Here is a 24979-nt window from a genome sequence, read left to right on the forward strand (position 1 = left end):
ATAATTCACAGAAGAACCTCTAGCACATGCTAGAGGCCCTACCTACCTTACTATTCTTTATCTTTTTTTACTTCTTTTTTCTCATCTTCTACTACAGATACAACAGGTTTATCATTCGATAATTGTTGTACCGCTCCTTTTCCTGCAAATCCTTCTAATAGCTCTTTTAGATCAATACCAGAAGAAGCTTTTAACGTTTCTTGCATCGTTGCCATTAAATCAGTTGCATAACCCGCAACTTTTCCGGCACCGCTATTTTTACCACCGCCGCCTGTATCGACAACTGTAATTTTATCGATGTTGCTAAGTGGGCTTGCCACTTCCTTCGCATAACTTGGAAGCATGTTAAGAACCATATCCATAATTGCCGCTTGGCCATATAACTCAAATGCCTCTGCAATTTTTTGTTTCGCTTCTGCTTCCGCTAAACCTTTTAACCTAATAACATCTGCTTCCGCTGTACCTTGTGCTTTTTGTACTTCTGCTTTTGCTTGACCTTGCGCTTTTTCGATTTCCGCCTTCGCTAAACCTTCTACACGTACTTCTTCCGCACGAGCTCTCGCTTCAGCTTCAATCTTATATTGATCCGCATCTGCCTTTTTCATTTGTTTTACTTTTTCAGCTTCCGCTGATTGCTCAACAGCATAGCGATCTGCATCTGCTTTTTTCTTTACTTCTGCATCATATTGCTTTTCACGACGCGCAATCTCTTTTTCTTCTAATTCAATTTGTTTCTCACGCTCAATGATTTTAACGCGCATTTGCTCTTCTGTAACACCTTGTTGCGCTTTTGCTTGTTGTAATTCATAGGAAAGATCTGCATCTGCGCGAGCTTGTTCTTGGTCTCTCTTATAAGATTGTACTTTTAACTCTTTATGTTTTTCAGCTTCAGCGATTTGTGCATCACGTTGATACTCAGCTTCTTTCGCTTCTTTCTCAGCACGAGCTTTTTCAATTCGCGCCTCTTTTTCACGCTCTGCATTTGCAACTGTTGCATCACGCTTAACCATCGCAATTTGCGGCTGACCAAGTGCATCTAAGTAACCGTTCTTATCCATGATTTCTTTAATTGTAAAGGAAACGATGCGAAGTCCCATCTTCTTTAAATCTGTAGAAGCTACTTCATGTACCTTTTGAGCAAATTGCTCTCTATTACTATAGGCATCTTCTACTGTCATAGAAGATAAAATAGCACGTAGATGCCCTTCTAAAACTTCTTTCGCTTCTATTTTCAACTCTTCTGTTTCTTTTCCTAAATATTGTTCAGCTGCTGTAGAAACTTCTTCAATGGTAGATCCTACTTTAATAATAGAAACACCGTTTACTGTAATCGGTACACCTTGTTTCGTATACGTATCACGTGTTCCCACTTCTAATTTGTAGTTTAATAGACTTAAAGGCTCTGCTCTTTGCATAATCGGAACTACGAAAGTACCGCCACCACGAATAATCTTAATCTTCTTTCCATCATCAGTGGTAACTACATTTTTCCCGCCACCAAGCCAGTTTCCAGTAACAATTAATGCTTCATCTGGTCCAACTGTTCGATACTTTGTAATGAATACTAAAATGAGTAGAATTAAAATTGCGAGTAATACTCCACCGATAATTAATGGAATCGTCATGTAAATTCCCCCTTATAATTTTGGTTTCTTTAAAGAATAAGCGATGTTCTGTACAAGCAAAACACCATCTTGGACTCCCTCGATAATAACTTCAGTTCCTTGTGAAATATCTTTCTTCCCAACTGTTTTAGCTAGGATTGCATTGTTTCCAAATTGGGAGGAAATTAATACTTCACCAAACCCTTCTGTAGGAATAGTCGTAATGACCTCTCCCTTACAACCAATGAATTCATCCATACGCTGCACAGTGTTTTGTTCTGCTTCTGCGATCGGCTTTAAAATTAATATTTTCATTATGAAAACACCAATAAAAGATATAGCAAATGCAGCCCCGAAAATAAGAATACTATTAAAGGAAAATAAATATTCTCCTATATAACTAAGTCCACATAACATGGCGAAAAAACTAAGTAATAAAGTAACAACGGATACCGATCCGCCTCCAAAACTAAATATGGATTCAAATATATCTCCAAAAAAGATATAAATAACAGTGAGTATAGTAGCAATAATAAATCCATATAAATAAATTGTTTCAAGTGGATAACCAAACAAAGCCATTTCTTATCCCCCTCTCTTAAACAATCCTTTTTTGTTATGTGTATGCCCCACCTCTTTCAAAGATTATCGTTCTAAATTTTCAGTTATTTACCCTTTAAAGAAAAGCCTGTAAGACAGGCCTCTAAAAAAGAACAGGAGAAACCTATTGTGACAGGCTCCTCCTAGAAAATAACTGATATATTATATATATCTATATAATATACTATTTTCCACAAAAAGTAAAGTTAAACATACATTGGAAAAGCACTTATTTTATTGATAATTCGTACGTTCCATCACCATTATCATATTTATATACATACAAGTAATACTTACCTGGTTTTGCATTTAATTTCGCTTCTATACGATTTCCTTTAGCTTGACCGTAAGCAGCATAATTTTGCATATCTGATTCATGGTTAAGTACCCATGTCATCCCAATTCCATACTCATTTAAAACAGAAATATCGATATCTCTCGCTGATGCTACATTAAATGTATAAACATCGGTGTGATCCCCGCCGATAAGGCTACCTTTTATAGTAGTGTTTAGCCCGATACGATTTGCTTCCTCTGGACGATTATTTGGTTCAGATTCTGTTAAACTTCCATCTTTAATCGTAACAGTTGTTTCGCTTCTGCTCTCTTTTCCTTTATCATCTTTTACTCTTAACGCTACTTTATAAGTTCCTTCTCTTTCATATACATGTACTGGATTCACTTCTGCACTTGTGCTTCCATCTCCAAATTCCCATAAATAAGAAACAATTTTTCCATCTTCATCGTTTGAGCCATCACTTTTGAATTGAATTCCTTCTTTTACAAGCCCATTATAAGGGCCATTTATATTAACCGTTGGAGCTTTATTTTCTCCGTCATCTTTTGCGATACCATGGAAGACTACATCATATTCAAATTGATTGGAACTATTCACACGGTAATTGACGAAATATGCTGTAACCGTTTTGTAGCCGCTCCATTCTTTTTGCGCCAATTGTTCTAAAGCTTCATTTACTCTTTTACCCATTGCGTTCCAGTCTTCTGATTCACCTTTTGTTACACTACCTGTAAACGTACCTTCTAATGTAAATGTATTAAAGAATTGAGACTCATGTTTTGTCATTTTTGCATCTTTCATAGACAATGTCTCACTAATTTCTTTCTTCACTTCTGTTAACGATTTTGGTGCATGTTCAGCTAAATAATCATCTGCTACTTCCGGTACATTATATTTATCTTGATTATCAATTAGCTGTTGCATATACGCTTGATACTCTTTATTTAGCTTAGAATCTTTACTTAGACTTGCACGATATGCATCATAATTTTTTACGTCATTCGCACGAATTAAATCTTGAATTTTATCAAATGTTTCAAACTGATGCGTATATAAGTAAGATTGCAATGCGAACGAGTAGTTATAGAAATCCCAAGAACCATATTTAGCAAATAGTGTACGCTCTGCTGTATAACGGCTTGCAGGATCAGATGATAATCCGCTAATGATGCTCTTTCTAGGTACTACATTATTTGTACGAGTAGATCCTGCGAAAAATTCTGCATTCCCTTCTTGGAACCAAGTTAATCTTTCATTTTGATACATATCTCCTCTTCCAAATAAACCAGGAACTTCATATCTCCCTTGCAGATAATGAGTAAACTCATGACGGAATAACTCTTCTAAACTATAAATACTTTGCTCTGGCGTACGCTCATATGTAAAGAATGTACCTGTCTCTTCAATATAAATTCCACCGTTGTTTGTTTCATATCCATACAGTTGTCTATTTAACTGATACTCCTCTGGACTGTTATAAATTACTATCGTTAATATATCATCTGCATTTCCTGGCTCTAACGCTTTGTCATTACCAATTACACGATGATACTGTGCTTTTACTTCTTTCGCAGCCCAGTACAGTCTCTTAATTTTTTCTTCTGATACTTTATCTCCTGTTTTAAACACAATTGATCCATCGTCGAAGGTATACGTTTTTGGTAAATACTGCTCTTTTCCTTCTTTACGTATTTTCTCTAAATCTACGGTATTCCCGCTATAATCTTTTCCGTTATAATTTGTTGTAATTTGTTCTACCGCAACAAAATACGGTTCACTTAAGCGCGGGTACATATGCATCGCTTGTGTAACAACCTCTAATCCTTTATTTGGATTGCTATGAAACTTCCCTAAACGGCTAGCAAAATAAATTCCATTATTAACGAGCCATTTATTTTCTGGCGTTACTTCATTTAGAAGAGCAATACGATTTATTTCATTAATAAATCCATCTACTTTTCCATACCACATCGTTTCATTCGCTTCTTTACGGGCCACAGTTAAATACGACTGTATATCATAGTCAATACCTTGCATAATATCGTATATTGCTTGTCCCTTCATTCGATCATTTACATAAGTATTAAAATTATCATTGTATTGCTTTAAAATATTCGATGCGTATTGAACTGTTTCAACATCACTTGAAGCATTACTAATTAATTTACCGTATGCAGATACGACTGTATCTTGTTCATCTGTACCAAGCTTAAAGTTTGGATTTTTTGCGATTACTTTTAAAGCAGGTAAGCATTTGTCCTGGAAGCTTCTTTCATTTAATTCACTTAATTCGTTATTATAAAAGGCCAGATAAAAAGCTGAACGTAACACTTCAGTAAACGTTTGAATTCCCTTTGAATCATCTTTCGTAAATGAACTTCCCCTATGAGCTAATTCATCTATAATGACTTGCATTTTTCCTTTATCTTTATAAAAAGCCTTTGCATCTTCATTAAACTGGAATAGATCTGTAATTTGGTGCCACTTAATACTACCTAACGTTTCAACTAATTCTTGATCATTCATTTTGTTTAAATCAGCCATTGAATAGCTTTCTTTAACTTGCTTTACTGCCGTTTTCTTCGTAATAGAAGCTGGTCGCTGTGAAAAATCTCCTACTTTTAAACGTTCTTGAAATGATAAGTTTTCATCAACTTTTGAAATATGTCCAACTTCATCTACTGGCTTTTCAATTCCAACCGGCTTCGTTTTCAACACGTTATACGGTACTTTTTCTTCCGCTGATGCATGAATTTGAAGTGCCCCTAACGATAAAGCCATTGTACTAATGCTAAGCATCACTTTATTAATCTTTGATTTCTTGTTCATATCCTTGCCCCCTATTTTAATATTCCATTCAAGAATTTAACATAAAATCTGGATGTAACAATATAAAATGCAATATTTCATATTATTTCTTCCTACAATTTGTACATATCATGAACATATTGCTCTTTACTCCCCTAAAATAATTCACATCCTTTCACGTGATAAAAAGAGAATTTTTTGACAATTAAGACCTTAATTGTTATGATTAATATAATTGTTAACTTTATTAAATAAGGGTGGGATTCTATGATAAAAAAAGAGAACAGTGTATTTTATATCTCCATCTTGCTAACAACATTATTCATCATATGGGGAATTACCCCGGCAAGTTGGATACAAGGCTACGATTTACAAAGCGTTACATCTTCTTTAAACTCATTTATCCTCAATAAATTTGGGTGGTTTTACTCTCTACTTATGACCGCAATGATTATTTTAGCTACGTATTTAGCATTTTCTAAGTACGGTTCTATTCGTCTTGGTAAAGATGGAGAAAGACCAAAATACAGTTATCCATCTTGGTTATCCATGTTGTTTGGAGCAGGAATGGGAATTGGACTCCTCTTCTATGGAATCGCTGAACCGATTTCACATTTTACAGATCCATTAACAGGAAAAGCAGGCACAGAAGAAAGCGCCAAACTCGCTATGCAATATTCATTTTTCCATTGGGGACTTTTTCCATGGTCACTATACGCAATGGTCGCTTTAACAATTGCATATTTCACATTCCGCAAACAAAAAGGTAGCACAATCGGGGCTACAGTTACTCCATTATTTAATCGATCGAAAAATTCTCCTATCGGAAAAACAGTTGATATTTTAGCTGTTTTAGCCACAGTATTTGGCATTGTGCCATCTGTTGGGATTGGTGCTCAACAAATTGCCGGAGGATTAAGCTATTTATTCCCTTCCATTCATAACACTTTACTTACCCAGCTCGTGCTTATAGCTATCTTCGCTGTTTTATATTTAACAAGTGCGCAAACTGGCTTAGATCGTGGGATTAAATATTTGAGTAACTTGAATTTCTCTCTTGCAGGTATTTTACTCGTCTCTTTTTTACTTTTAGGACCAACCGTATTTATTATGAAATATTTCACATCTACACTCGGTTCTTATATCGGCGCTTTACCTAGTATGGGATTAAATTTGGGAGCATTTAATGAAAAATCCTCTTCTTGGATTGAAAACTGGACTATTTTCTATTGGGGATGGTGGATCTCTTGGTCTCCATTCGTCGGCACATTTATCGCACGTATTTCTAAAGGACGCACAATAAAAGAATTTATTTTTGGAGTTGTATTAGTCCCAACTCTTATCTGTACATTTTGGTTTGCAGTATTTGGTGGTACCGCAATTCATATGGAAATGTTCCAATCACTTGGGATAGCGGATGAAATCACAAAAAACGGTACAGAGATTGGATTATTCGCTGTCATTTCACACTTACCATTCTCTACATTTTTAACAATTATCGGATTAATTTTAGTAGCCACATTTTTCGTTACATCTGCCGACTCGGCAACATTTGTTGTTTCAATGCAAACGAGTAATGGAAGCTTATCACCAAAAAATAGTTTAAAACTTATATGGGGATTAACAATCGCGATAATTGCCGCTATTTTATTACAAGCAGGTGGATTGAATGCACTACAAATAGCAGCTATAATTGCTGCGCTACCATTTTCTATTGTAGTCGTTCTTATGGTCATTTCGCTCTTTAAAGAGTTACGAAAAGAAGATGTTAATTCGCAAACGAAAGAAGTATCTCAAAAAATAAAAAAAGTTATGTAACAATTGGCACCTCAAATTACTTCTGAATCCATAATAACTGAGTGGAAAAGTAGATTAATAAAACCCATTCGTATGAAATATTATTTTCATACGAATGGGTTTTTCACTCTATTTCTTATACAAAAAGACATCATCATATGCATGTTTCTAATGAAACTACCATGATAATGTCTTCTCAAAAAAGCAAAATATTAATTATATATAATAATAAGATTAAACGTTATTTATTTCTTAAATAATCTCTTTCTAAATACGAACATACTTAGTGCGGAAAGAACAAGTGTTATTCCAGAAAGTAAAGTCGATGTGCTAGCTTCACCACCTGTTGATGGTAAAGATTTCTTACCTTTCTCTGGCTTATTAGCATGTTGTTTATTTAAAGTGTCTGCTTTTCTTCCCTCGTTTTCAACAACTTGATTATTCCCTTTTGGCTCTTGATCCAATCCTGTTGCTGATTCTTTTACTTCCTCTTTCGCTTCTTCAGCTTCTTTCGTTGGTTCTTTTACTTCCTCTTTCGCTTCTTCAACTTCTTTTACCGGTTCTTTTACTTCTTCTTTCGTTTCTTCAACTTCTTTTGTTGGCTCTTTTACTTCTTCTTTCGCTTCTTCAAATTCTTTTGTCGGCTCTTTTACTTCTTCTTTTACCTCTTCAACTTCTTTCGTTGGTTCTTTTACTTCCTCTTTTGTTTCTTCAACTTCTTTCGTTGGTTCTTTTACTTCTTCTTTTACCTCTTCAACTTCTTTTGTTGGCTCTTTTACTTCTTCTTTTGTTTCTTCAACTTCTTTTGTTGGTTCTTTCTCATCTTCTTTTTCCACTATATTCTGTATAACTGTTCCGTTAAATCTTATACTAATTTCATCAGAATCTAAATCAAATTGATACACCTTTTCACCTAGGGTACTCCATTTTATTACTCCGTTATTAAACGTCCCTCCCTCACTTGTCAATTTAATATTCTCAATACTTTCTCCTTCTAAATCATATACAGGAACTTGAATCTCTTCGTTTATTTTTGCATCATTTAAAATGAGTTTTTGTCTTCCAACATCGACTGTAAACCACTGACCTAATTGTATTAACGGCCTTACATCACGAATCTCATTCCCAGCTAAATTTAAGCTAAGTAAATCTAGCATGGAACCAATAACCGATACATCTTTAATATGATTGTCCGCAAGATTTAACCACTGTAGATTCTTTAATGAAGATAACGGTGTTATATCTTCAATTTGATTATGAGATACATTTACATTGTTCAACTTTTCTAAGTTCGAGATAAATTTAATATTCTTCAAACCTACTCCTTCTAAAGTGAGTTTTTCTAAGTTCGTCATGTACTCTAAACCTGTTATATCTTTTATCTCTTTTCCTTTTTCTTTAAGTACCTCTAATTTTTTAATCTGTAATAAATCTTCTTTTGTGATAGGAGCGTTTACATTCTCTCTACCTAAATTCTCTTTATTAATATGTTGTTGTAAAGTTTTATCGAGAATTACATTTTGACTTTCTTTTTGTTTTTCAACTATATTCTGTATAACCGTGCCATTAAATCTTATTTTACTTTCAGTAGAATTAGTATCTAGTTTAAATTCATATATTTTTTCTCCAGGACTATTCCATTTTATAAATCCGTTATTCAGAGTAGCCCCCTCACTTTGTAGATTAATATTTTGAAGTGGCTCTCCTTTAAGGTTGTATACTGGGATTTTTATTTCTTCATCCACACTTGCTTCATTTAAAAAGATTTTTTGTCTTTGAATGTCAATTGAAATTCGCTTACCTAATTCCTCAACAGGCCTTATGTCAGAAATTTCATTCGCTCCAAGGTTTATCTCATGTAAATTTGTTAAAGTACTCAGCGGAGATATATCAGAGATATAATTCTCTTCTAAATTCAGTACTTGTAATTTTCCTAATTTAGATAATGGTGATATATCTTTTATTTCACTATCAGCAATTTCTAGTTCAATAAGATTACTCATTTTACTAATAGATTCAACATTATTAATTTTATTGTTCCCTATCCATAATAGTTCCACATTATTTAATCGATCAATTCCCGTAAGATCACTGATTTGATTATTTGCTAAATATAATTGTTTCATAGTTGATAATGTAAATAATGGCTGAATATCTTTAATGTTATTACCGATTAAATCTAATGTTTTAATTTTTTTCATTTTGCTTAACGGTGTAAGATCAGAAATTTTATTATCTCTTAAAAAAAGCATATTAATATTCTCTAACTGCCCAATTGGATGAATATTTTCAATTGGATTAGAAGTTAAATCTACGTACTTCAAACCTCTCAACGTCGAGATGGCTGATATATCTGTTACATTAGACTCTCGTAACGTCAACTTCTCTAAATTTGTCATATACTCTAAACCAGCTATTTCATTTATTCCTTTACCTGAGTAAATGGATAATGTTTTAATTTGTAATAAATCTTTCTTTGTGATTGGAGCATCTACATTATCTCTACCTAAGTTATATTTATTAATGTGTTTTTGCAATTGCTTATCTAATATTACATTTCCACTTTCATCTTGTTGATCCACTTTTTCCTCTTGATTTTCCTTTTGTTTTTCTGGAACATTATTTTCTAAATTTAAAGCATTTACTTCAAACTGTACTTGATATTTATTATCATAGGCCATCGTTGGAATATAAATATGCATTTGCATATTGTATCTTTTTCCTAATTCTCCAACTTCAAATTGAATAACCTTCGTCCCATTTTTCTTTTTGTCTTCTGATATGACCTTTACATCATGAAACACACCTGGAGTGTGAATATCCTCTGTTTTCAAGTATTTGAAGAAATCACTATCACTTAACGTTGCCGTTACAATTTTCTTTCCATTCTCAATTGTTAACTTAGGATCCTTTATATAAACAGCTGCCATAGATTCTTCATTCGTTTTATCTTTATAAGCTTTAATAACAGCATCATATGTACCATCTTCTAAAACATGTCCAGTTTTATTCGCCTCAATTGCTACAGCTGCTAAAGCAGGTGTTGAATACACAGCGAAAGGAAGTGATAACGCCGCCGCTATAACCATTGCATTTATATGTTTTCTTTTATTTCTTTTCAACCTTACATCTCCTCCAAATTATATAAATTAAAATGTAATCATCTCTCGAACAAATGATAATGATTTTCATTATCATTGTCAATCAAAAAATAAAAAGTTTACAAAAAAAGAACCTCTTTAAAAGAGGTTATGCCATTTTCTCACCTGATTCTTCTCTAAAAAAGCTTTTCATCGCATGAAATACGTCTGCTTTTTGCTTTAAAATATAATATCTAAAGTTTTCATCTTTAATATTTTTATAGGCTGACATGAGTGTACTATGGCGGTTGTACTGATTCACTTCCCCATACCCAAACATATTACACTTCTTCATTAGCTCTTCAACAAGCTTTACACATCTAGCATTATCTGATGTTAAATTATCACCGTCTGAAAAATGGAATGGATAAATATTATAGCGATCTGGTGAATATTTATTATCGATTAGCTCGAGTGCTTTTTTGTATACGGAGGAGCAGATTGTTCCACCACTTTCTCCTTTTGAAAAGAATTCTTCTTCTGTAACGACTTTTGCTTCTGTATGATGAGCAATAAATTCAATATCAACTGTTTCATACTTTGTGCGTAAAAATCTTGTCATCCAGAAAAAGAAGCTACGTGCCATATACTTCTCCCACATTCCCATCGATCCACTCGTATCCATCATCGCTAATACAACAGCCTTTGAATCTGGCTTTAATACTTCATTCCAAGTGCGGAACTTTAAATCTTCTTGATGAATTGGATGGAAAGATGCTTTACCACGCATCGCATTTCGTTTATATGCGGATATCATTGTTCGTTTCTTATCGATATTTCCCCATAATCCTGTTTTTCTAATGTCATTAAATTCAACATGTTCAATCCGGTTTTCATCTATTTCTTTTCTCTTTAAATTAGGCAGCTCTAACTCTCTGAAAAACGCTTGCTCTAATTCTAAAATAGAGACTTCAGCTTCATAGTAATCTTCCCCAGCTGCATCTCCTGCTCCTTGCCCTTTTCCTGGTCCTTTTTGTTTTTGACCACCTGATCCATCTCTCGCAACGACATCACCAACTTTGCTGTCACCATTTCCTTGCCCAACATGTTTATTTTTATCATAATTGTATCTAATCTTATATTCATCTAGAGAACGAATTGGTATTTTTACAACATCCTTGCCATTAGACATAACTATACTTTCTTCTGTTACAAGATCGGGTAAATTATTCTTAATTGCCTCTTGTACTTTTTCTTGATGGCGTTGTTGGTCGTCATATCCTTTGCGATGGAGGGACCAGTTTTCCTGTGAAATCGTATAATTTGGTTGATTTTCTTCGCCCATTCCTTTCCCTCCTTACTGTAATTGTCTTCCTGTATGAACAGCAATCTATAAATTTTGTTCTGTAATGTGCAAGCTAGAATATTTGAAAGGTAACTGCCCACAGAAAATCATCCCATACACATTTATAACGTTTTTCATACAATACCCCGAGCATCCTAAACAAAATTTTGCCACTCACATAATAGAAAGAAATATTCAGCCACTGATAAGAAAGAAACACAATGCATTGTTGCACACATTTTTACTTTGCAACATATTGTATTGTGTTGGCTTTTTTCGTATGAATGGTTGGTTACTCTATCATATGCATATTGTAAAAATAATTGACAATAAATTCATGAAATTGCATCTTAATTTATTACATTTGGACAAGGTATGACACTTTACACACATATGAACGGATAATAAAACGCTGTCCCGCAAAATACAAGAGACAGCGTTTTGTTATCAAACTATCGGTTTAACAAGCTACCTACATAGCGTAGTAATTCATTTGCTGAAGAAGAGTTATAGCCATGCTCATCAATTAAACGCGCAACAACATCATTGATTTTCTTAAGCTGATTTTCGTCCGGTGTTTTCGTTGATGTTGTAATTTTCACTATATCTTTTAAATCAGCAAATAGTTTTTTCTGAATCGCTTCACGAAGACGTTCATGTGAATTATAATCAAAGCGTTTTCCTTTACGAGCATAAGCAGAAATGCGAATTAAAATCTCTTCACGGAATGCTTTCTTAGCATTTTCTGAAATTCCAATTTGCTCTTCAATTGAGCGCATTAATTTTTCATCTGGACTCATTTCTTCTCCTGTTAACGGGTCACGTAATTTCGATTTATTGCAGTACGCTTCGACGTTATCTAAGTAATTATCCATAAGCGTCTTAGCTGATTCTTCATATGAATAAACAAACGCTTTTTGTACTTCTTTCTTCGCAATTTCATCGTATTCTTTTCTCGCTAATGAGATGAAATTCATATAACGTTCACGGTCTTCATTACTAATCGACGGATGCTGATCCAGCCCATCTTTTAAAGATCTCAGTACATCTAACGCGTTAATAGATGGTACCTCTTTTCGAATGATTGTAGACGAAATTCGGTTAATGACATAACGAGGATCAATCCCCTTCATACCTTCATCTTGATATTCGCGTTGTAACTCTTCTACATCAATCACATTATAACCTTCTACCGTTTCTCCATCATACAAACGCATCTTTTTAATTAAATCAATGTCCGGACGCTTCGGATCTTTTAAACGAGTTAAAATAGTGAACATTGCTGCAACGCGAAGTGTGTGTGGTGCAATGTGAACATTCGACACATCACTTTCACGAATCATTTTTTCATAAATATGTTCTTCTTCACTTACTCGTAAATTATAAGGAACTGGCATTACAATAATTCTTGAATGCAATGCTTCATTTTTCTTATTTGCTATAAATGAGCGATACTCTGTTTCATTCGTATGCGCTACAATTAATTCATCTGCTGAAATAAGCGCAAATCTTCCCGCTTTGAAATTCCCTTCTTGCGTAAGCGATAATAAGTGCCATAAAAACTTCTCATCGCATTTTAACATCTCTTGGAATTCCATCATTCCTCGGTTCGCCTTATTTAATTCTCCATCAAATCGATACGCACGCGGATCTGATTCTGAACCATATTCTGCAATCGTAGAAAAGTCTAGACTACCTGTTAAATCTGCAATATCCTGTGATTTGGGATCAGACGGGCTAAATGTACCAATCCCTGTACGGCGATCTTCAGAGAAGAAAATACGCTCTACAACTACATCCTCAATTCTTGATCCGTATTCTTGCTCTAGACGCATAACATTTAGTGGTGATAAATTCCCTTCAATTCTAACTCCATACTCATCAAAGAAATCATCTCGTAAATGATGTGGAATTAAATGCAGTGGATCCTCATGCATTGGACATCCTTTAATTGCAAAAATTGCTCCACGATCTGTTCGTGAATATGTTTCTAATCCTCGTTTCAACATCGTAACTAACGTTGATTTTCCTCCACTAACAGGACCCATTAATAATAAAATTCTTTTTCTAACATCTAATCTTTTTGCCGATGGATGAAAATATTCCTCTACAAGACGTTCTAGGGCATCCTCTAATCCAAAGAGCTGATTACTAAAGAAGTTATACTTTCTTCTACCATCAACTTCTTCAATTCCAGCATCTTTTATCATATTGTAAATGCGAGAGTGTGCTGTTTGAGCCACCCATGGTCTTTCTTTCACAAGCTCCAAATACTCCGCAAACGTACCTTCCCATTGTAAACGTTCTTCTGCTGCTCGATGCTGTTCAATCTTTTTTAGAATATCCATTATAGCTCCTCCCCCATCTCCTTGTTCAATCGGATTATTATAAAAGGTATGCTAGGATGTCCTTAAACATTCTTTAAATCAAAACGAAATATATAATAGCAAGCTAAAATTCTCTCCAAAATTCAAAGAAAATTCTGTATAATATAGGTATTAACGTTTTCACACTGCTATTCATTATAAATAAATTCTTTTCTTCTAAGAACCTTACATACATTTTGGGTAATAAATAGAACTCGTAAACCGAAAAAAAGTAAGGAGGATATTAATATGAAATTATTATTAATTTTAGGTGTATCACTCACATTTCTTACAGCTATTTTTACATCCGGTTACAACGATAAACCAGGTACACACAAAAAATGATGTGCTTTTAGCACATCATTTTTTTATGCATTATTTATAATACATATTTTCCATATCATATTTGGATAGTGGTCGGCTATAATAATAGCCTTGTACAAGCTTCACATTCTTTTCCTTCAAAAACTGTATTTGCTCTTTTTTTTCTACTCCTTCTGCAATTACATTTAATTCTAAAGTATGAGCTAAATGAATAATTGCAGCTGTAATATTCGTATCACGTTCATCTATATGTATACCTTCCATAAAAGAACGATCAATTTTTAAAGTATCAATTGGATATGTTTTTAAGTAACTTAAAGATGAATAGCCTGTTCCAAAATCATCTAAATGAATCTTTAAATTTTGTTCTTTTAATTGTAATAACACTCTCTTCGATATATCTTTATGTATAAGGGCTCCTTCTGTAACCTCTATCGCTAATAATTGAGCCGGCACATTGTACTTATTTAAAGCACGTGTAATCATCTCTATTAATGTAATAGAGCGAAAGTGTCTAGCTGAAATATTCACTGCGATTGGGACTACTTCATATCCTTTATTTAACCATTCACGTATTTGCTGGCACACTTGATTTACTACCCACTCATCAAGCTTAATAATAAATCCTGTTCGTTCTGCCAACGGAATAAATTGATTTGGAGAAACAAATCCTAATTCCTTATTCTCCCATCTTATTAAAGCTTCCATACTAGCTATTTTTTTCGTTTCAATATTAATTTGTGGCTGATAATATAAGAAAAATTCATTTTTTTCTATAGCACGATGTAATTGGTTTTCTATTATAAATCTTTGTTCACGCTCACAATCTAATCCACTACAATAAAAATAATAATGCCCTTTTCCTTTTTCTTTTGCTTTTTCTAAAGCAGCATCGACCCTTTGAAATAGTATTTTTTCATTTTCTCCATCCATTGGAGCCATTACAATTCCAATTGACGCGCTTAAATACACATCTTCTTCCTCGATTACAAAATATTCACTAATATTTTTCAGTATGCTTTTTGCAACTGCCTCTACACATTCTTTCGTTATATTTTCTATCAACATAACAAATTGATCATCGTGTTCTCTAAATAAGTGCATACCTTCTATTTTTAGATTACTTAAACATTCTGTAACTTTTTGTAATACTTTATCTCCCTCTTTATGACCAAATGTATCATTAATACGATGAAACTCATCTAAATCTATAAATACAAGCGCAAAATTTATATTCTCATTTAAAAAAGTATTTAACTTATTTGTACATGAAATTCTATTCATTAATCCCGTTAACTGATCATAGTAAGCTAAATATTCTGTTCGCATTTCGTTTAATACTTGCCTTGTAACATCCCTCGTAACAATATATACCCCAACAATTTCACCGTTCACAATAATTGGGATAGTTCTCAAAGAAATATATAGCTCGTACCCTTCTTTATGAACATATTTCTTTGAAACAATTTGTTTCGCTCTTCCCTGCAGGGCTCCTTTAAATAGAATATGAAAATCTTTTTCATATTCTTTATTAATGAACTCAAAAATAAATTTATTATTTAACTCTTCATATCGATATCCAAATATTTCATACGTTGACGGATTTGCATATGTAACTCTCCCTATAGAATCTATAGATATAATTGAGTCATTATTATATTCTAGTAATGACTTAAATAACATTTGTTTTTCCTCTACCTCTATCTTTTCTTCAATTTGAGCTGTAATATCCCTTGTAATAGAAATAACAAACTGACATATTCCTTCTTCGTCGTATACAGGGTTAAGTGAAGATTCATAATGTATCTCCCCTTTTGGTAAACTAACTACATCACAAAAGGTGTGTGCTTTCGCTTCTCTCACTACTTTTGAATATTGCCTTTGCAATATTCCCGCTATATCTTCTGGTAATACTTCTGCAAAAGTTTTTCCATAGCACTCTTCACTTAGCCTAGCATAATCCATTCCTATTTTATTCACATAAATATATTTAAACGTTTCATCATCAATAACTTTCAAAATATATACTAAATCTTGAATAGCGTGTAATAATCCTTGTCTAATTAAATCCATATCTATCATACTTAAAAAGGTATTTTGATTACTATATTGTTCCTTCATATTTATCTCAACCCGTCTTATCTATTTTTAATCATATATCCCATTCTATATGATTATGTCCCCTCTTTTAAATGTATGATTACATATTATTTTTATTTTATAAAAAAAAAAGTCGCCATATGGCGACTTTTAATAAACGATTTCTAAATCTAATCCTGGATAATTTTGTTGACGGAACGCTTCATAAATTAAAATTGCTGCTGTATTAGATAAATTTAATGAACGTACTTTATCTGTCATTGGAATACGTAAACAATGATCAAAGTTTTCTTCGATTACATTAGCTGGTAAGCCGTTTGTTTCTCTTCCAAATACAAAATAGTAATCCTTCTCGCGCTTACTATAGTCAAACGCTGTATGGGCTTTTTCGCCATACTTCGTTAAATAGAAGAATTCACCGTCTTTATTTTTTTCATAAAATTCTTCAATTGAATCATAATACGTAATTTTCACGTGCTGCCAATAATCTAAACCTGCACGCTTTAACATTTTATCATCCGTTGAAAATCCAAGCGGTCTAATCAAATGTAATTCTGTTCCAGTTGCTGCACAAGTACGAGCAATATTCCCTGTATTTGCTGGAATTTCTGGCTGATATAAAACAACATGTACTCCCACGCGATATTCACCTCTGTTTTTTGTCTACTACGTATTATACCACTTGAGCGAAAAATCTCTACCCATTAATAATATGAAAGAATTTATATTTCATTTGTGGTGTATATTTACTAGAGTCTTCATAGTTCCAATAACGCCGACGGCTATTCGCTGAATGTGCATTTACAAGCGGCATACCATCTGCATCTTTTGCTACTACAATTGTCGTATGATTCCATCTTCCATCATCCTCGAAATCATAAGCAATGACATCTCCAAGAATAAGTTCTTCTGGCCTCTCTACCGCCTCTGCCCGAAGTCCTGTTGTAGCACCTGACAAATACCAATAAAAAGAATGTGCAACAGCCCAGCTCCAACTCCACTGATTCTCCCTTTGCCACCATCCTTTACGAATATTAGGATATCCGTTCATAGGTACTTCTCCAGTATGAAGACATTGAGAAATAAAATTCGTACAATTATCAGGAAAATTACGATACATAGGATTTCGATCATCCCACCAACGCTCTGCATACTTCACTGCCTCTAAACGATTATACTGATAAGAACCGTACTTCTCTTTCGTAATTTCCCTTTCTAATGTCTCACCCATTCTCATTTCTTCTGATACTTCAATAACATAATCGCCTATAATCCGACTATTATTTAAACAAACTCTTCGTTTTAATTGTTCCTCTTCAATATAAAATAATTCTTTATGCTTAATTAAATATTTAAAATGTATTTGATAATCAATTTCTTGATGGTCATTACTATTTAATTGTCTAATAAAAGAAACATCCGCAGTTGCTTTCACTATATGTGCACTACGTCTTTCAAACAATTGTTTCTTTCTCTGTGCCATTTGTAGTAAATCCTCAGCAATACCATCCACGTCTGTTCGTTTCTCTGTGATATATGCTAAAAACTGTTGTACTTGCTTTTCAATATTCGTTTTTACAGCCATTTCGTTTCCCTCCCATATTACAATATGAAAAAGGGAAATATTATCTACTCTTTTTTCTGCGTTAACAATTCAAGACCGCGATTCATTTCATGAAGCACTTCTTCATCTTTCTCACGTTCCATCGCTTTTTCAATCGCTTCGCCTACTCCATCTCCGCCAATTTTCCCAAGTGCCCACGCTGCCGTTCCGCGCAGTACTGGTCTTGGGTCATCTTTCATAACACCAATTAAATCAGGAATTGCCGATGCTTCTTTAAAATGTGCTAATGCTAAAATCGCATTTCTTTGCAATGGCTTTTTCCCTCTCCATGAGCCTGACATGATCCCATATTTCTCTTTAAAATCACGATTACTAATTGTTAAAAGTGGCGTTAATAATGGTTTAACTAGCTCAGGATCTGGCTCCATCTCAGGATGATTATGAAAATCCATTCCTTTGTTTTTCGGACAAACAGTCTGACACGTATCACATCCATATATACGATTTCCGATTTTATCGCGATATTCTTCAGGTAGGAATCCTTTCGTCTGTGTTAAAAAAGCAATGCACTTCTTCGAATCTAACTGTCCCCCCTGGATTAAAGCACCTGTAGGACAAATATCGATACATTTCGTACAGCCCCCGCATTGATCTTCTATCGGCTTATCTGGCGGGAATGGAACATTTGTAATCATTTCCCCTAAATATACGTACGAACCAAATTCAGGTGTAATAATAGCACAGTTTTTCCCACTCCATCCAATACCTGCACGCTCCGATACAGCTCTATCGCTTAATTCACCTGTATCAACCATTGACTTCACTTCTATATCCGGAAGCTTTTCAATTAAATATGCTTCTAATTTTTGCAAACGATCTCGTAAAACAAGATGATAATCTTGTCCCCAAGAAGCACGGCAAAAAATTCCACGACGCTCTCCCCGCTTACTTAATGGTGCATTTTTTAATTTTGAAGGATATGCTAAAGCAATCGCAATAATTGATTTAGCACCCGGTAATAAAAGTTGCGGATTCGTTCTCTTCTCGATATCAGGCTCTTCAAATCCAGATTGATAATTTAATTGTTGCTGCTGGATTAAGCGCTGCTTTAATTCCTCAAAAGGAGAAGCACTCGCAAAGCCTATTTTATCTATGCCAATTGTTTTACTATACGCAATTACATCTTGCTTTAATTGTTCAAAATCCACTCTTAATCGCCTCCTCAGATGGATCCATCCCTTATGTAACGACTCTATTGGTTAATAATTCACTTTTGAAATACTATTAGTTACTTCTATTTTCGCATATAATGATGTTTTTCAAACATTAAAAAACGCAATGCCTCGTTTATCTCGGAAACGAAACACTGCGTTGATCACAATTTATAGAAAAACATTTAATAAAATTTGGAGCGGGTGAAGAGAATCGAACTCTCGACCAGAGCTTGGAAGGCTCTTGTTTTACCACTAAACTACACCCGCAAATATGAATTACATATAAGATATTAGAATAACTTATGTAAAGTAGTATAGCATGTAAAAAAAGTCGAGGCAAGAATTTTATCGAAAAAAGTCGAAAAAGTGATGAGAGGACTCATCACTTTTTCAATTCTTTATCAATTGCCTTCTTCATACTATCGAAATCAGGGTTTGCAAGATTTCCGTTTACATATACTGAAGGAGCACCTTGAACTTTTAATTTTTGAGCACGATCTGAGTCTTTACGTACTTTTTCTTTAATTTCTTTACTGTGTAAATCTTTCTTAAATTGTGCTACATCAACTTTTGGAAGTTTCTCTTTCACAATGCTAAGAAGCAAATCTTCTGTAATCCATTCTTCCGTATCTTTCTTTTGATTTTGATAAATCTCATCATAGAAGATCCAGAATGAATCTTTATCTTGTTTATAAATTGCTTCACCAGCTGCTGCACCTAAATCCGAGTCTTTTCCGATAAATGGGAAGTTAATAAAATATAACTGCACTTTACCTTTATCAATATACTCTTCTTTTAATCGTGGTAATACTGTTACATCCCAAGTACGACAAGCAGGACATTTGAAGTCTCCAAATTCAACTACCTTAACCGGAGCATCATCTTTCCCTAAAGATTGTTGTGTAGAATAAGCAAACATCTCATTCCCTTTATCTTTTTTGTCATTTATGATGCTATACGCAATTGTTCCGATTACAATCAATACTGCGATAGAAAAAACTACCCCAAGAGCCATAAGTTTATTTGATTTCATATACATTCCTCTTTAAATTCATATTCTGTATACAGTATTGTACACAATACACATAATATCAACACTTATATACGTCACGCAATGAACACGCTCACATAAATTACAAAAACACAATATTTGTGACGATATTGTGTCACAATTTGTCACAATTTATTCAAAAAAAGAGAAGCTCCTCTGTAGGAACTTCTCTTAACTTACTGCTTTTTTACGCGCACTATTTAACATTGACTGCTCTATTTTTATATCATGACGAATTACTAATTTCTCACTAACTGCTTGAACATACTCATCATGGCCTATATAGCCTTCTTTCTCCATTAATCTCAAAACGACATTTCGTCTCTCTACTGCTTTATCATAATTTTGGGCAGGTGAGTAATAAGCAGGTGCTTTTACTACAGCAGCCATCATCGCACTTTCAGCCAACGTTAATTGGTTCACCTCTTTACCGAAGTAAAGGTTTGCTGCTTTTTCAATTCCCCATGCTCCTTCACCATAATAAATGTTACTTACATATAATTTTAAAATTTCATCTTTCGTAAATGTGCGTTCAATTTTTTTCGTATAAAAAATCTCTTTCCACTTACGAGAAAATGTACGCTCATTCGTTAAAAAAGCATTTTTAGATAGCTGCTGTGTAATCGTGCTCCCGCCTTGCACGACACCACCAGCTTTTATATTCTCAACAGACGCCCTGATAATCGCTATATAATCTAAACCGTTATGATGATAAAACCTTTTATCTTCTGTCGCAATAAATGCTTGCGTTAATGATTCTGGCACCTCTAACTTAGCTGGTACATGTAATTTACTAATATCACTTTGCTCGATCATTACATTTCCAATGAATAATAATGTACAACTTAACAATAATAATAAAATAATGGCTTTATAAAAGAATTTAGTCATTGGATTTAATGCAACTTTTTGATGATAGTTCACCCTAGATAATACTCGTTCTTTCATCTTAAACACCTCTTTTCCACACAGCGTATAACTCTTACTTTAAGAATACCTTGTTGTAAAAAAATATCCCATCGATTTCTCTTACACGTACCTTACATCATTGTAAGGTATAAAGTGAAACTTTAATCAGCCCTCACCAAGCAGACTTTTACAGGCTGCCCGGCAAATAGCGGGGTAAAAAAGTATTGTATCACAGTCCTTTTTTATCTACTATTCATCTGAAATATTGAATATAGATTATGTTAATGCACGAATAACCAATCACAGAGTAAGCCTTAAGGCTATTATATTTTCACTTTACACTTTAATTATATCATCTACAAATATATCTACTTTTGAGTATCTAGTAATCTAAATGTATATAACATATATATTATACAGAACAAACGTTCTATAAATCAATACTAGCACTATTATTATTTTGACCTTTTTCTTAAACCATATACAAAAAAGAGTAGTGATTTGAATGTATCTCAAATCGGCTACTCTTTTCTTTACAATCTTCCTATTAAATTATATGGCTGCACTTCCCACGTTTCATACGGAATACAATGTGTTGCTCTCATTGCATCAAGTGTTCTGGATTTCATATGAGGACGCGTTATATACTCATCTATGTTCTCTTCATTTAAAGCAACAAATTTAGCCTCTTGTATTTCTTCAGGTTGAATTTTTATTTCGCCACTCACATATGCTACTTTAAAAACAACAGCTAGAATGTGCATAGAGGCATTATAATAAACCCCTGTAATTCCGATAGGCTTCACCGTTAACCCTGTTTCCTCTATTATTTCCCTACAGACAGCTTGATCGAGTGCTTCTCCTTCTTCTACCTGCCCTCCTGGCATTTCCCACGTATCAGCTCGCCAGTGTACCTTTGTTAATAAAACTTCATTTTTTTCATTTGTTAAATAACCTGCTACGGCAACTATATGCTTTGGTGTCTTATGTTCCATATTAAGCCTCCTAGAAATAATGGTTATTTCATATATCCCTATAAGCATATTCCCTATCTATAACAAAATACCTTTAATAATTCATCACCTTAATTAACTTCATAAAAAAAAGCCCCTATTCTTTAAACGAATAGGGGCTTTTTTCGTATTACTCTCCTAAGTCTACGTTGTGGTAAACTTGTTGTACATCTTCTAAATCTTCTAATGCATCAACCATTTTCTCAAATTGTACTTGAGCATCTTCAGGAAGTGTAACATCACTTTGTGCAAGCATTGTTAATTCTGCAACTGTAAATTCTTCAACTCCAGCACCTTTAAGTGCAGATTGTACTGAATGGAATTGATCTGGTTCAGCATACACGATAACAGCATCTTCTTCTTCTAGAATGTCACGTGCATCTACATCTGCTTCCATTAAAATTTCAAGAACTTCATCTGATGTTTTACCTTCAAGGCCGATAACAGCCGTCGCATCAAACATGTAAGCTACAGAGCCGTTTACACCCATATTACCACTGTTTTTGCTAAATGCAGCTCGTACATCTGCTGCAGTACGGTTTACGTTATTTGTAAGTGTATCTACAATAACCATAGCTCCATTTGGCCCAAATCCTTCATAACGAAGCTCGTCATAATTTTCCTCTGAACCGCCTTTTGCTTTTTCCACTGCACGATCAATAATTGTTCTTGGTACATTGTATGTTTTCGCACGTTCTAATACGACTCTAAGCGCTTGGTTTGATTCTGGATCTGGCTCGCCTTGTTTTGCCGCCACATAAATTTCACGTCCAAATTTCGCGTATATACGGCTTGTATTTGCATCTTTTGATGCTTTTTTGTCTTTAATGTTGTTCCATTTACGGCCCATACTTTCCACTCTCTTTCTCGTTTTAAATCTACATAAAAATATTAATATGAAATATAATGTGTGTTCAACACATTTTTAAAAGAAATATAAAAAGTTCATTTTTGATTCATATTACAGACATAATATAAATTACTATCATTTTGTTCTTTCGACAAGTTATATTATACATGAATTTCTAAGTTTATTACGAATTTTAGCATCACATAATATAATTTAACAAAAAGGAATTCGTTTTAGAATCCTTTCTATACAAAATGGAGGTAGTGGGCAATGGTAAAGTATCAATCAGTAAATTGTTTTGAGTATATAGAATCGTGGTCCTATTATATTGAAAAAGCAAAAGTTACAAATAACAACCTGTACTTAACATTCGACTCCATTGAAATTACAAAAAAACACCCTTTAAATCCTTTTAATAACGGATGGGAAATAAATAAAGCTACATTAACTTTCTATGACTTTGAAGTAATTGATGCTGGTTATTATGATTGTTCTCATGTTCAAAAACAGGAGATTATTTTTGATAAAGATTGTCTTTATGTACCTACATCATTATTAGAAGTAATAAATGATTTTACACTAATCATTGAAGATATTAAAGAGCAAAACGAAACCTTTTTTGAGCATAGCTTCGAGGGATGGGCATGGAAATTCGGCGAAGACATATGGGGATACTTCAAAATACGCTATACACGGATGGAAATGACATGGGATTCATTTCACAACCAAAGGGATAAATAAAGTTAATTCTACTTTTTACTACAGGCTAATTCAGTTTAATAAAACTTATAAATAAACTGCTTCATTTTGATCTATTTTCTTTAATTACCACTAATATGGACATCTAAAGAAGGATAAAAAATAAAAGCCACTATTTAATATCGGAGTTTTTTATACTTATTTTTATACATCTTTCATAGTATCAGAAACATTTACGCCGCTACTCAGACATATTCCTACCATATTTACTTTCTATTGCTGTATAATTAAAACAGGAAAAATTTTGAAGTCAGAATAGAGGAGAACTATTATGACACATTCAAATGAGAAAAAAGCACATGGTCTTAAAGGAATTGGCGAGAAGTTAAACCCAACTATCTATCAAGTAAGATTTATGAAATTAGATGAACCAATTCAATTTGAGTCGTTCCCTAAGTTAAAGGAATTAGGGGACTGGTTGAGTACTTCAACGCACATGTGGGCGTGCCACTCAACCATGTACAAGTACAACAAAGAAGAGTTTAAAAAGAGGTTTTTAGAAATTACAAACTTAACCGTTAATAATGTACTAATATCTACTGGTGGTGTCGGATTTAACTTCATGTCACCGGGGTGGAGAGATTTGCTCTAGAGTGCTTGAAGGGAATATTGTATATACAATATTCAGCTGACGCTTTATAGAAAAATAGAACTAAAAGGATAAAAATGCATATTCGTTTTTATCCTTTTAGTGTTTTCACTGCCAAGTTGATAAGTGCCAATACATAATCCCTTTATTTCACTTCCTCTGTTTGACATTCATCATTTAACTGTAAATTTTCTTTATAGTTAGCTTGTGAAATCAACGTAAATGCAAGTGAAGTGAACTGTTCTGGCACCTTACAAATTTTATTCAATCTGAATTAAATCAGAGCATCTGTCTTTTTTGTGCTTATTTCGTCGTGTAATGAAAACACAAAAAAACTCTATACAGTTAGTATAGAGTTTTTTTACGCCGTTCATGATACCGATGGTCGGGGTCGAACCGACACTCCCGAAGGAACACGATTTTGAGTCGTGCGCGTCTGCCAATTCCGCCACATCGGCACAAAAGAAAAGGCGGCAACCGGATTTGAACCGGTGATAAAGGTTTTGCAGACCTCTGCCTTACCACTTGGCTATGCCGCCATATTAAATTTCATTGGAGCGGAAGACGGGATTCGAACCCGCGACCCCAACCTTGGCAAGGTTGTATTCTACCACTGAACTACTTCCGCAAAAATGGCTGGGCTAGCTGGATTCGAACCAGCGCATGACGGAGTCAAAGTCCGTTGCCTTACCGCTTGGCTATAGCCCA

General features: G+C 33.9%; 17 protein-coding genes and 5 tRNA genes. 3 read left to right on the plus strand and 19 right to left on the minus strand.

What is annotated here, in order from left to right:
- Positions 1–50: 50 nt before the first annotated feature.
- The 3 genes from COK05_RS16590 to colA all read right to left on the minus strand — a co-directional run bounded on the left by COK05_RS16590 (position 51) and on the right by colA (position 5331).
- Complete coding sequence (locus COK05_RS16590; protein WP_098613441.1) at positions 51–1625, minus strand: flotillin family protein; 1575 nt, start codon at positions 1623–1625, stop codon at positions 51–53.
- A 12-nt stretch (positions 1626–1637) separates the two neighbouring features.
- Positions 1638–2186, minus strand: coding sequence for an NfeD family protein (locus tag COK05_RS16595; protein ID WP_001173143.1), 549 nt, complete (start codon positions 2184–2186; stop codon positions 1638–1640).
- Between the two features lie 247 nt (positions 2187–2433).
- Positions 2434–5331, minus strand: coding sequence for a collagenase ColA (gene colA / locus COK05_RS16600; RefSeq protein ID WP_098613442.1), 2898 nt, complete (start codon positions 5329–5331; stop codon positions 2434–2436).
- Positions 5332–5577: 246 nt separating this feature from the next.
- On the opposite strand from colA, the gene opuD reads away from it, so the two are divergent.
- On the plus strand, positions 5578–7128 hold the full coding sequence (gene opuD / locus COK05_RS16605; RefSeq protein ID WP_098613443.1) for a glycine betaine transporter OpuD: 1551 nt from the start codon (positions 5578–5580) through the stop codon (positions 7126–7128).
- Positions 7129–7352: 224 nt separating this feature from the next.
- Here opuD and COK05_RS16610 read toward each other — a convergent pair whose 3' ends face one another.
- The 12 genes from COK05_RS16610 to COK05_RS16675 all read right to left on the minus strand — a co-directional run bounded on the left by COK05_RS16610 (position 7353) and on the right by COK05_RS16675 (position 22923).
- The gene (locus tag COK05_RS16610; protein WP_098613444.1) at positions 7353–10229 is read right to left on the minus strand and encodes a leucine-rich repeat domain-containing protein; all 2877 of its coding nucleotides are present in this window, start codon (positions 10227–10229) and stop codon (positions 7353–7355) included.
- 127 nt (positions 10230–10356) lie between these two features.
- Positions 10357–11532 carry a sporulation protein YhbH gene (yhbH, locus tag COK05_RS16615; protein WP_000503516.1) on the minus strand — a complete coding sequence of 392 codons (1176 nt, stop codon included), beginning with the start codon at positions 11530–11532 and terminating at the stop codon, positions 10357–10359.
- A 452-nt stretch (positions 11533–11984) separates the two neighbouring features.
- Positions 11985–13880, minus strand: a complete 1896-nt coding sequence (locus COK05_RS16625) for a PrkA family serine protein kinase (protein WP_098613445.1) — start codon at positions 13878–13880, stop codon at positions 11985–11987.
- Positions 13881–14273: 393 nt separating this feature from the next.
- A complete protein-coding gene (locus COK05_RS16635; protein ID WP_098613446.1) occupies positions 14274–16343 on the minus strand; it encodes a sensor domain-containing protein in 2070 nt (689 codons plus the stop codon).
- 129 nt (positions 16344–16472) lie between these two features.
- Complete coding sequence (trmL, locus tag COK05_RS16640; protein WP_000538147.1) at positions 16473–16961, minus strand: tRNA (uridine(34)/cytosine(34)/5-carboxymethylaminomethyluridine(34)-2'-O)-methyltransferase TrmL; 489 nt, start codon at positions 16959–16961, stop codon at positions 16473–16475.
- Positions 16962–17019: 58 nt separating this feature from the next.
- Positions 17020–17907 (minus strand): amidase domain-containing protein, encoded by an 888-nt coding sequence (locus COK05_RS16645; RefSeq protein ID WP_098613447.1) that lies wholly within the window; start codon positions 17905–17907, stop codon positions 17020–17022.
- 44 nt (positions 17908–17951) lie between these two features.
- Positions 17952–19094, minus strand: a complete 1143-nt coding sequence (queG, locus tag COK05_RS16650; protein WP_061667825.1) for a tRNA epoxyqueuosine(34) reductase QueG — start codon at positions 19092–19094, stop codon at positions 17952–17954.
- A 199-nt stretch (positions 19095–19293) separates the two neighbouring features.
- Positions 19294–19367: transfer RNA gene (locus tag COK05_RS16655), tRNA-Gly, on the minus strand.
- Between the two features lie 115 nt (positions 19368–19482).
- Positions 19483–20133: a DsbA family protein gene (locus COK05_RS16660; protein ID WP_000841318.1), complete on the minus strand. Its 651-nt coding sequence runs from the start codon at positions 20131–20133 to the stop codon at positions 19483–19485.
- A 189-nt stretch (positions 20134–20322) separates the two neighbouring features.
- Positions 20323–21099 (minus strand): transglycosylase domain-containing protein, encoded by a 777-nt coding sequence (locus COK05_RS16665; RefSeq protein WP_098613448.1) that lies wholly within the window; start codon positions 21097–21099, stop codon positions 20323–20325.
- 494 nt (positions 21100–21593) lie between these two features.
- A complete protein-coding gene (locus tag COK05_RS16670) occupies positions 21594–22055 on the minus strand; it encodes an NUDIX hydrolase (RefSeq protein ID WP_098613449.1) in 462 nt (153 codons plus the stop codon).
- Between the two features lie 148 nt (positions 22056–22203).
- Positions 22204–22923, minus strand: coding sequence for a YebC/PmpR family DNA-binding transcriptional regulator (locus COK05_RS16675; protein WP_000532949.1), 720 nt, complete (start codon positions 22921–22923; stop codon positions 22204–22206).
- Between the two features lie 270 nt (positions 22924–23193).
- Here COK05_RS16675 and COK05_RS16680 point away from each other — a divergent pair, with 270 nt between their 5' ends.
- A complete protein-coding gene (locus COK05_RS16680) occupies positions 23194–23664 on the plus strand; it encodes a hypothetical protein (protein ID WP_098613450.1) in 471 nt (156 codons plus the stop codon).
- A 289-nt stretch (positions 23665–23953) separates the two neighbouring features.
- Entirely contained in the window at positions 23954–24274 is a 321-nt protein-coding gene (locus COK05_RS16685) for a DUF3884 family protein (protein ID WP_098613451.1), read from the plus strand.
- A 373-nt stretch (positions 24275–24647) separates the two neighbouring features.
- Here the strand turns inward: COK05_RS16685 and COK05_RS16690 are convergent.
- The 4 genes from COK05_RS16690 to COK05_RS16705 all read right to left on the minus strand — a co-directional run bounded on the left by COK05_RS16690 (position 24648) and on the right by COK05_RS16705 (position 24979).
- Positions 24648–24729 (minus strand) — tRNA-Leu (locus COK05_RS16690).
- A gap of 10 nt (positions 24730–24739) precedes the next feature.
- Positions 24740–24810, minus strand: a tRNA-Cys gene (locus tag COK05_RS16695).
- Between the two features lie 14 nt (positions 24811–24824).
- A tRNA-Gly gene (locus COK05_RS16700) sits at positions 24825–24899 on the minus strand.
- A gap of 5 nt (positions 24900–24904) precedes the next feature.
- Positions 24905–24979 (minus strand) — tRNA-Gln (locus tag COK05_RS16705).

Source organism: Bacillus cereus (assembly GCF_002567495.1).
In the GTDB taxonomy this organism is placed as follows: Bacteria; Bacillota; Bacilli; order Bacillales; family Bacillaceae_G; genus Bacillus_A; species Bacillus_A cereus_AQ.

Excerpts from the sequence above, each read along its gene's own strand:
- COK05_RS16590 (WP_098613441.1), bottom strand. The coding sequence starts at position 1,625 with ATGACGATTCCATTAATTATCGGTGGAGTATTACTCGCAATTTTAATT.
- COK05_RS16595 (WP_001173143.1), bottom strand. The coding sequence starts at position 2,186 with ATGGCTTTGTTTGGTTATCCACTTGAAACAATTTATTTATATGGATTT.
- colA (WP_098613442.1), bottom strand. The coding sequence starts at position 5,331 with ATGAACAAGAAATCAAAGATTAATAAAGTGATGCTTAGCATTAGTACA.
- opuD (WP_098613443.1), top strand. The coding sequence starts at position 5,578 with ATGATAAAAAAAGAGAACAGTGTATTTTATATCTCCATCTTGCTAACA.
- yhbH (WP_000503516.1), bottom strand. The coding sequence starts at position 11,532 with ATGGGCGAAGAAAATCAACCAAATTATACGATTTCACAGGAAAACTGG.
- COK05_RS16625 (WP_098613445.1), bottom strand. The coding sequence starts at position 13,880 with ATGGATATTCTAAAAAAGATTGAACAGCATCGAGCAGCAGAAGAACGT.
- COK05_RS16635 (WP_098613446.1), bottom strand. The coding sequence starts at position 16,343 with ATGAAGGAACAATATAGTAATCAAAATACCTTTTTAAGTATGATAGAT.
- COK05_RS16645 (WP_098613447.1), bottom strand. The coding sequence starts at position 17,907 with ATGGCTGTAAAAACGAATATTGAAAAGCAAGTACAACAGTTTTTAGCA.
- COK05_RS16660 (WP_000841318.1), bottom strand. The coding sequence starts at position 20,133 with ATGAAATCAAATAAACTTATGGCTCTTGGGGTAGTTTTTTCTATCGCA.
- COK05_RS16665 (WP_098613448.1), bottom strand. The coding sequence starts at position 21,099 with ATGAAAGAACGAGTATTATCTAGGGTGAACTATCATCAAAAAGTTGCA.
- COK05_RS16670 (WP_098613449.1), bottom strand. The coding sequence starts at position 22,055 with ATGGAACATAAGACACCAAAGCATATAGTTGCCGTAGCAGGTTATTTA.
- COK05_RS16675 (WP_000532949.1), bottom strand. The coding sequence starts at position 22,923 with ATGGGCCGTAAATGGAACAACATTAAAGACAAAAAAGCATCAAAAGAT.
- COK05_RS16680 (WP_098613450.1), top strand. The coding sequence starts at position 23,194 with ATGGTAAAGTATCAATCAGTAAATTGTTTTGAGTATATAGAATCGTGG.
- COK05_RS16685 (WP_098613451.1), top strand. The coding sequence starts at position 23,954 with ATGACACATTCAAATGAGAAAAAAGCACATGGTCTTAAAGGAATTGGC.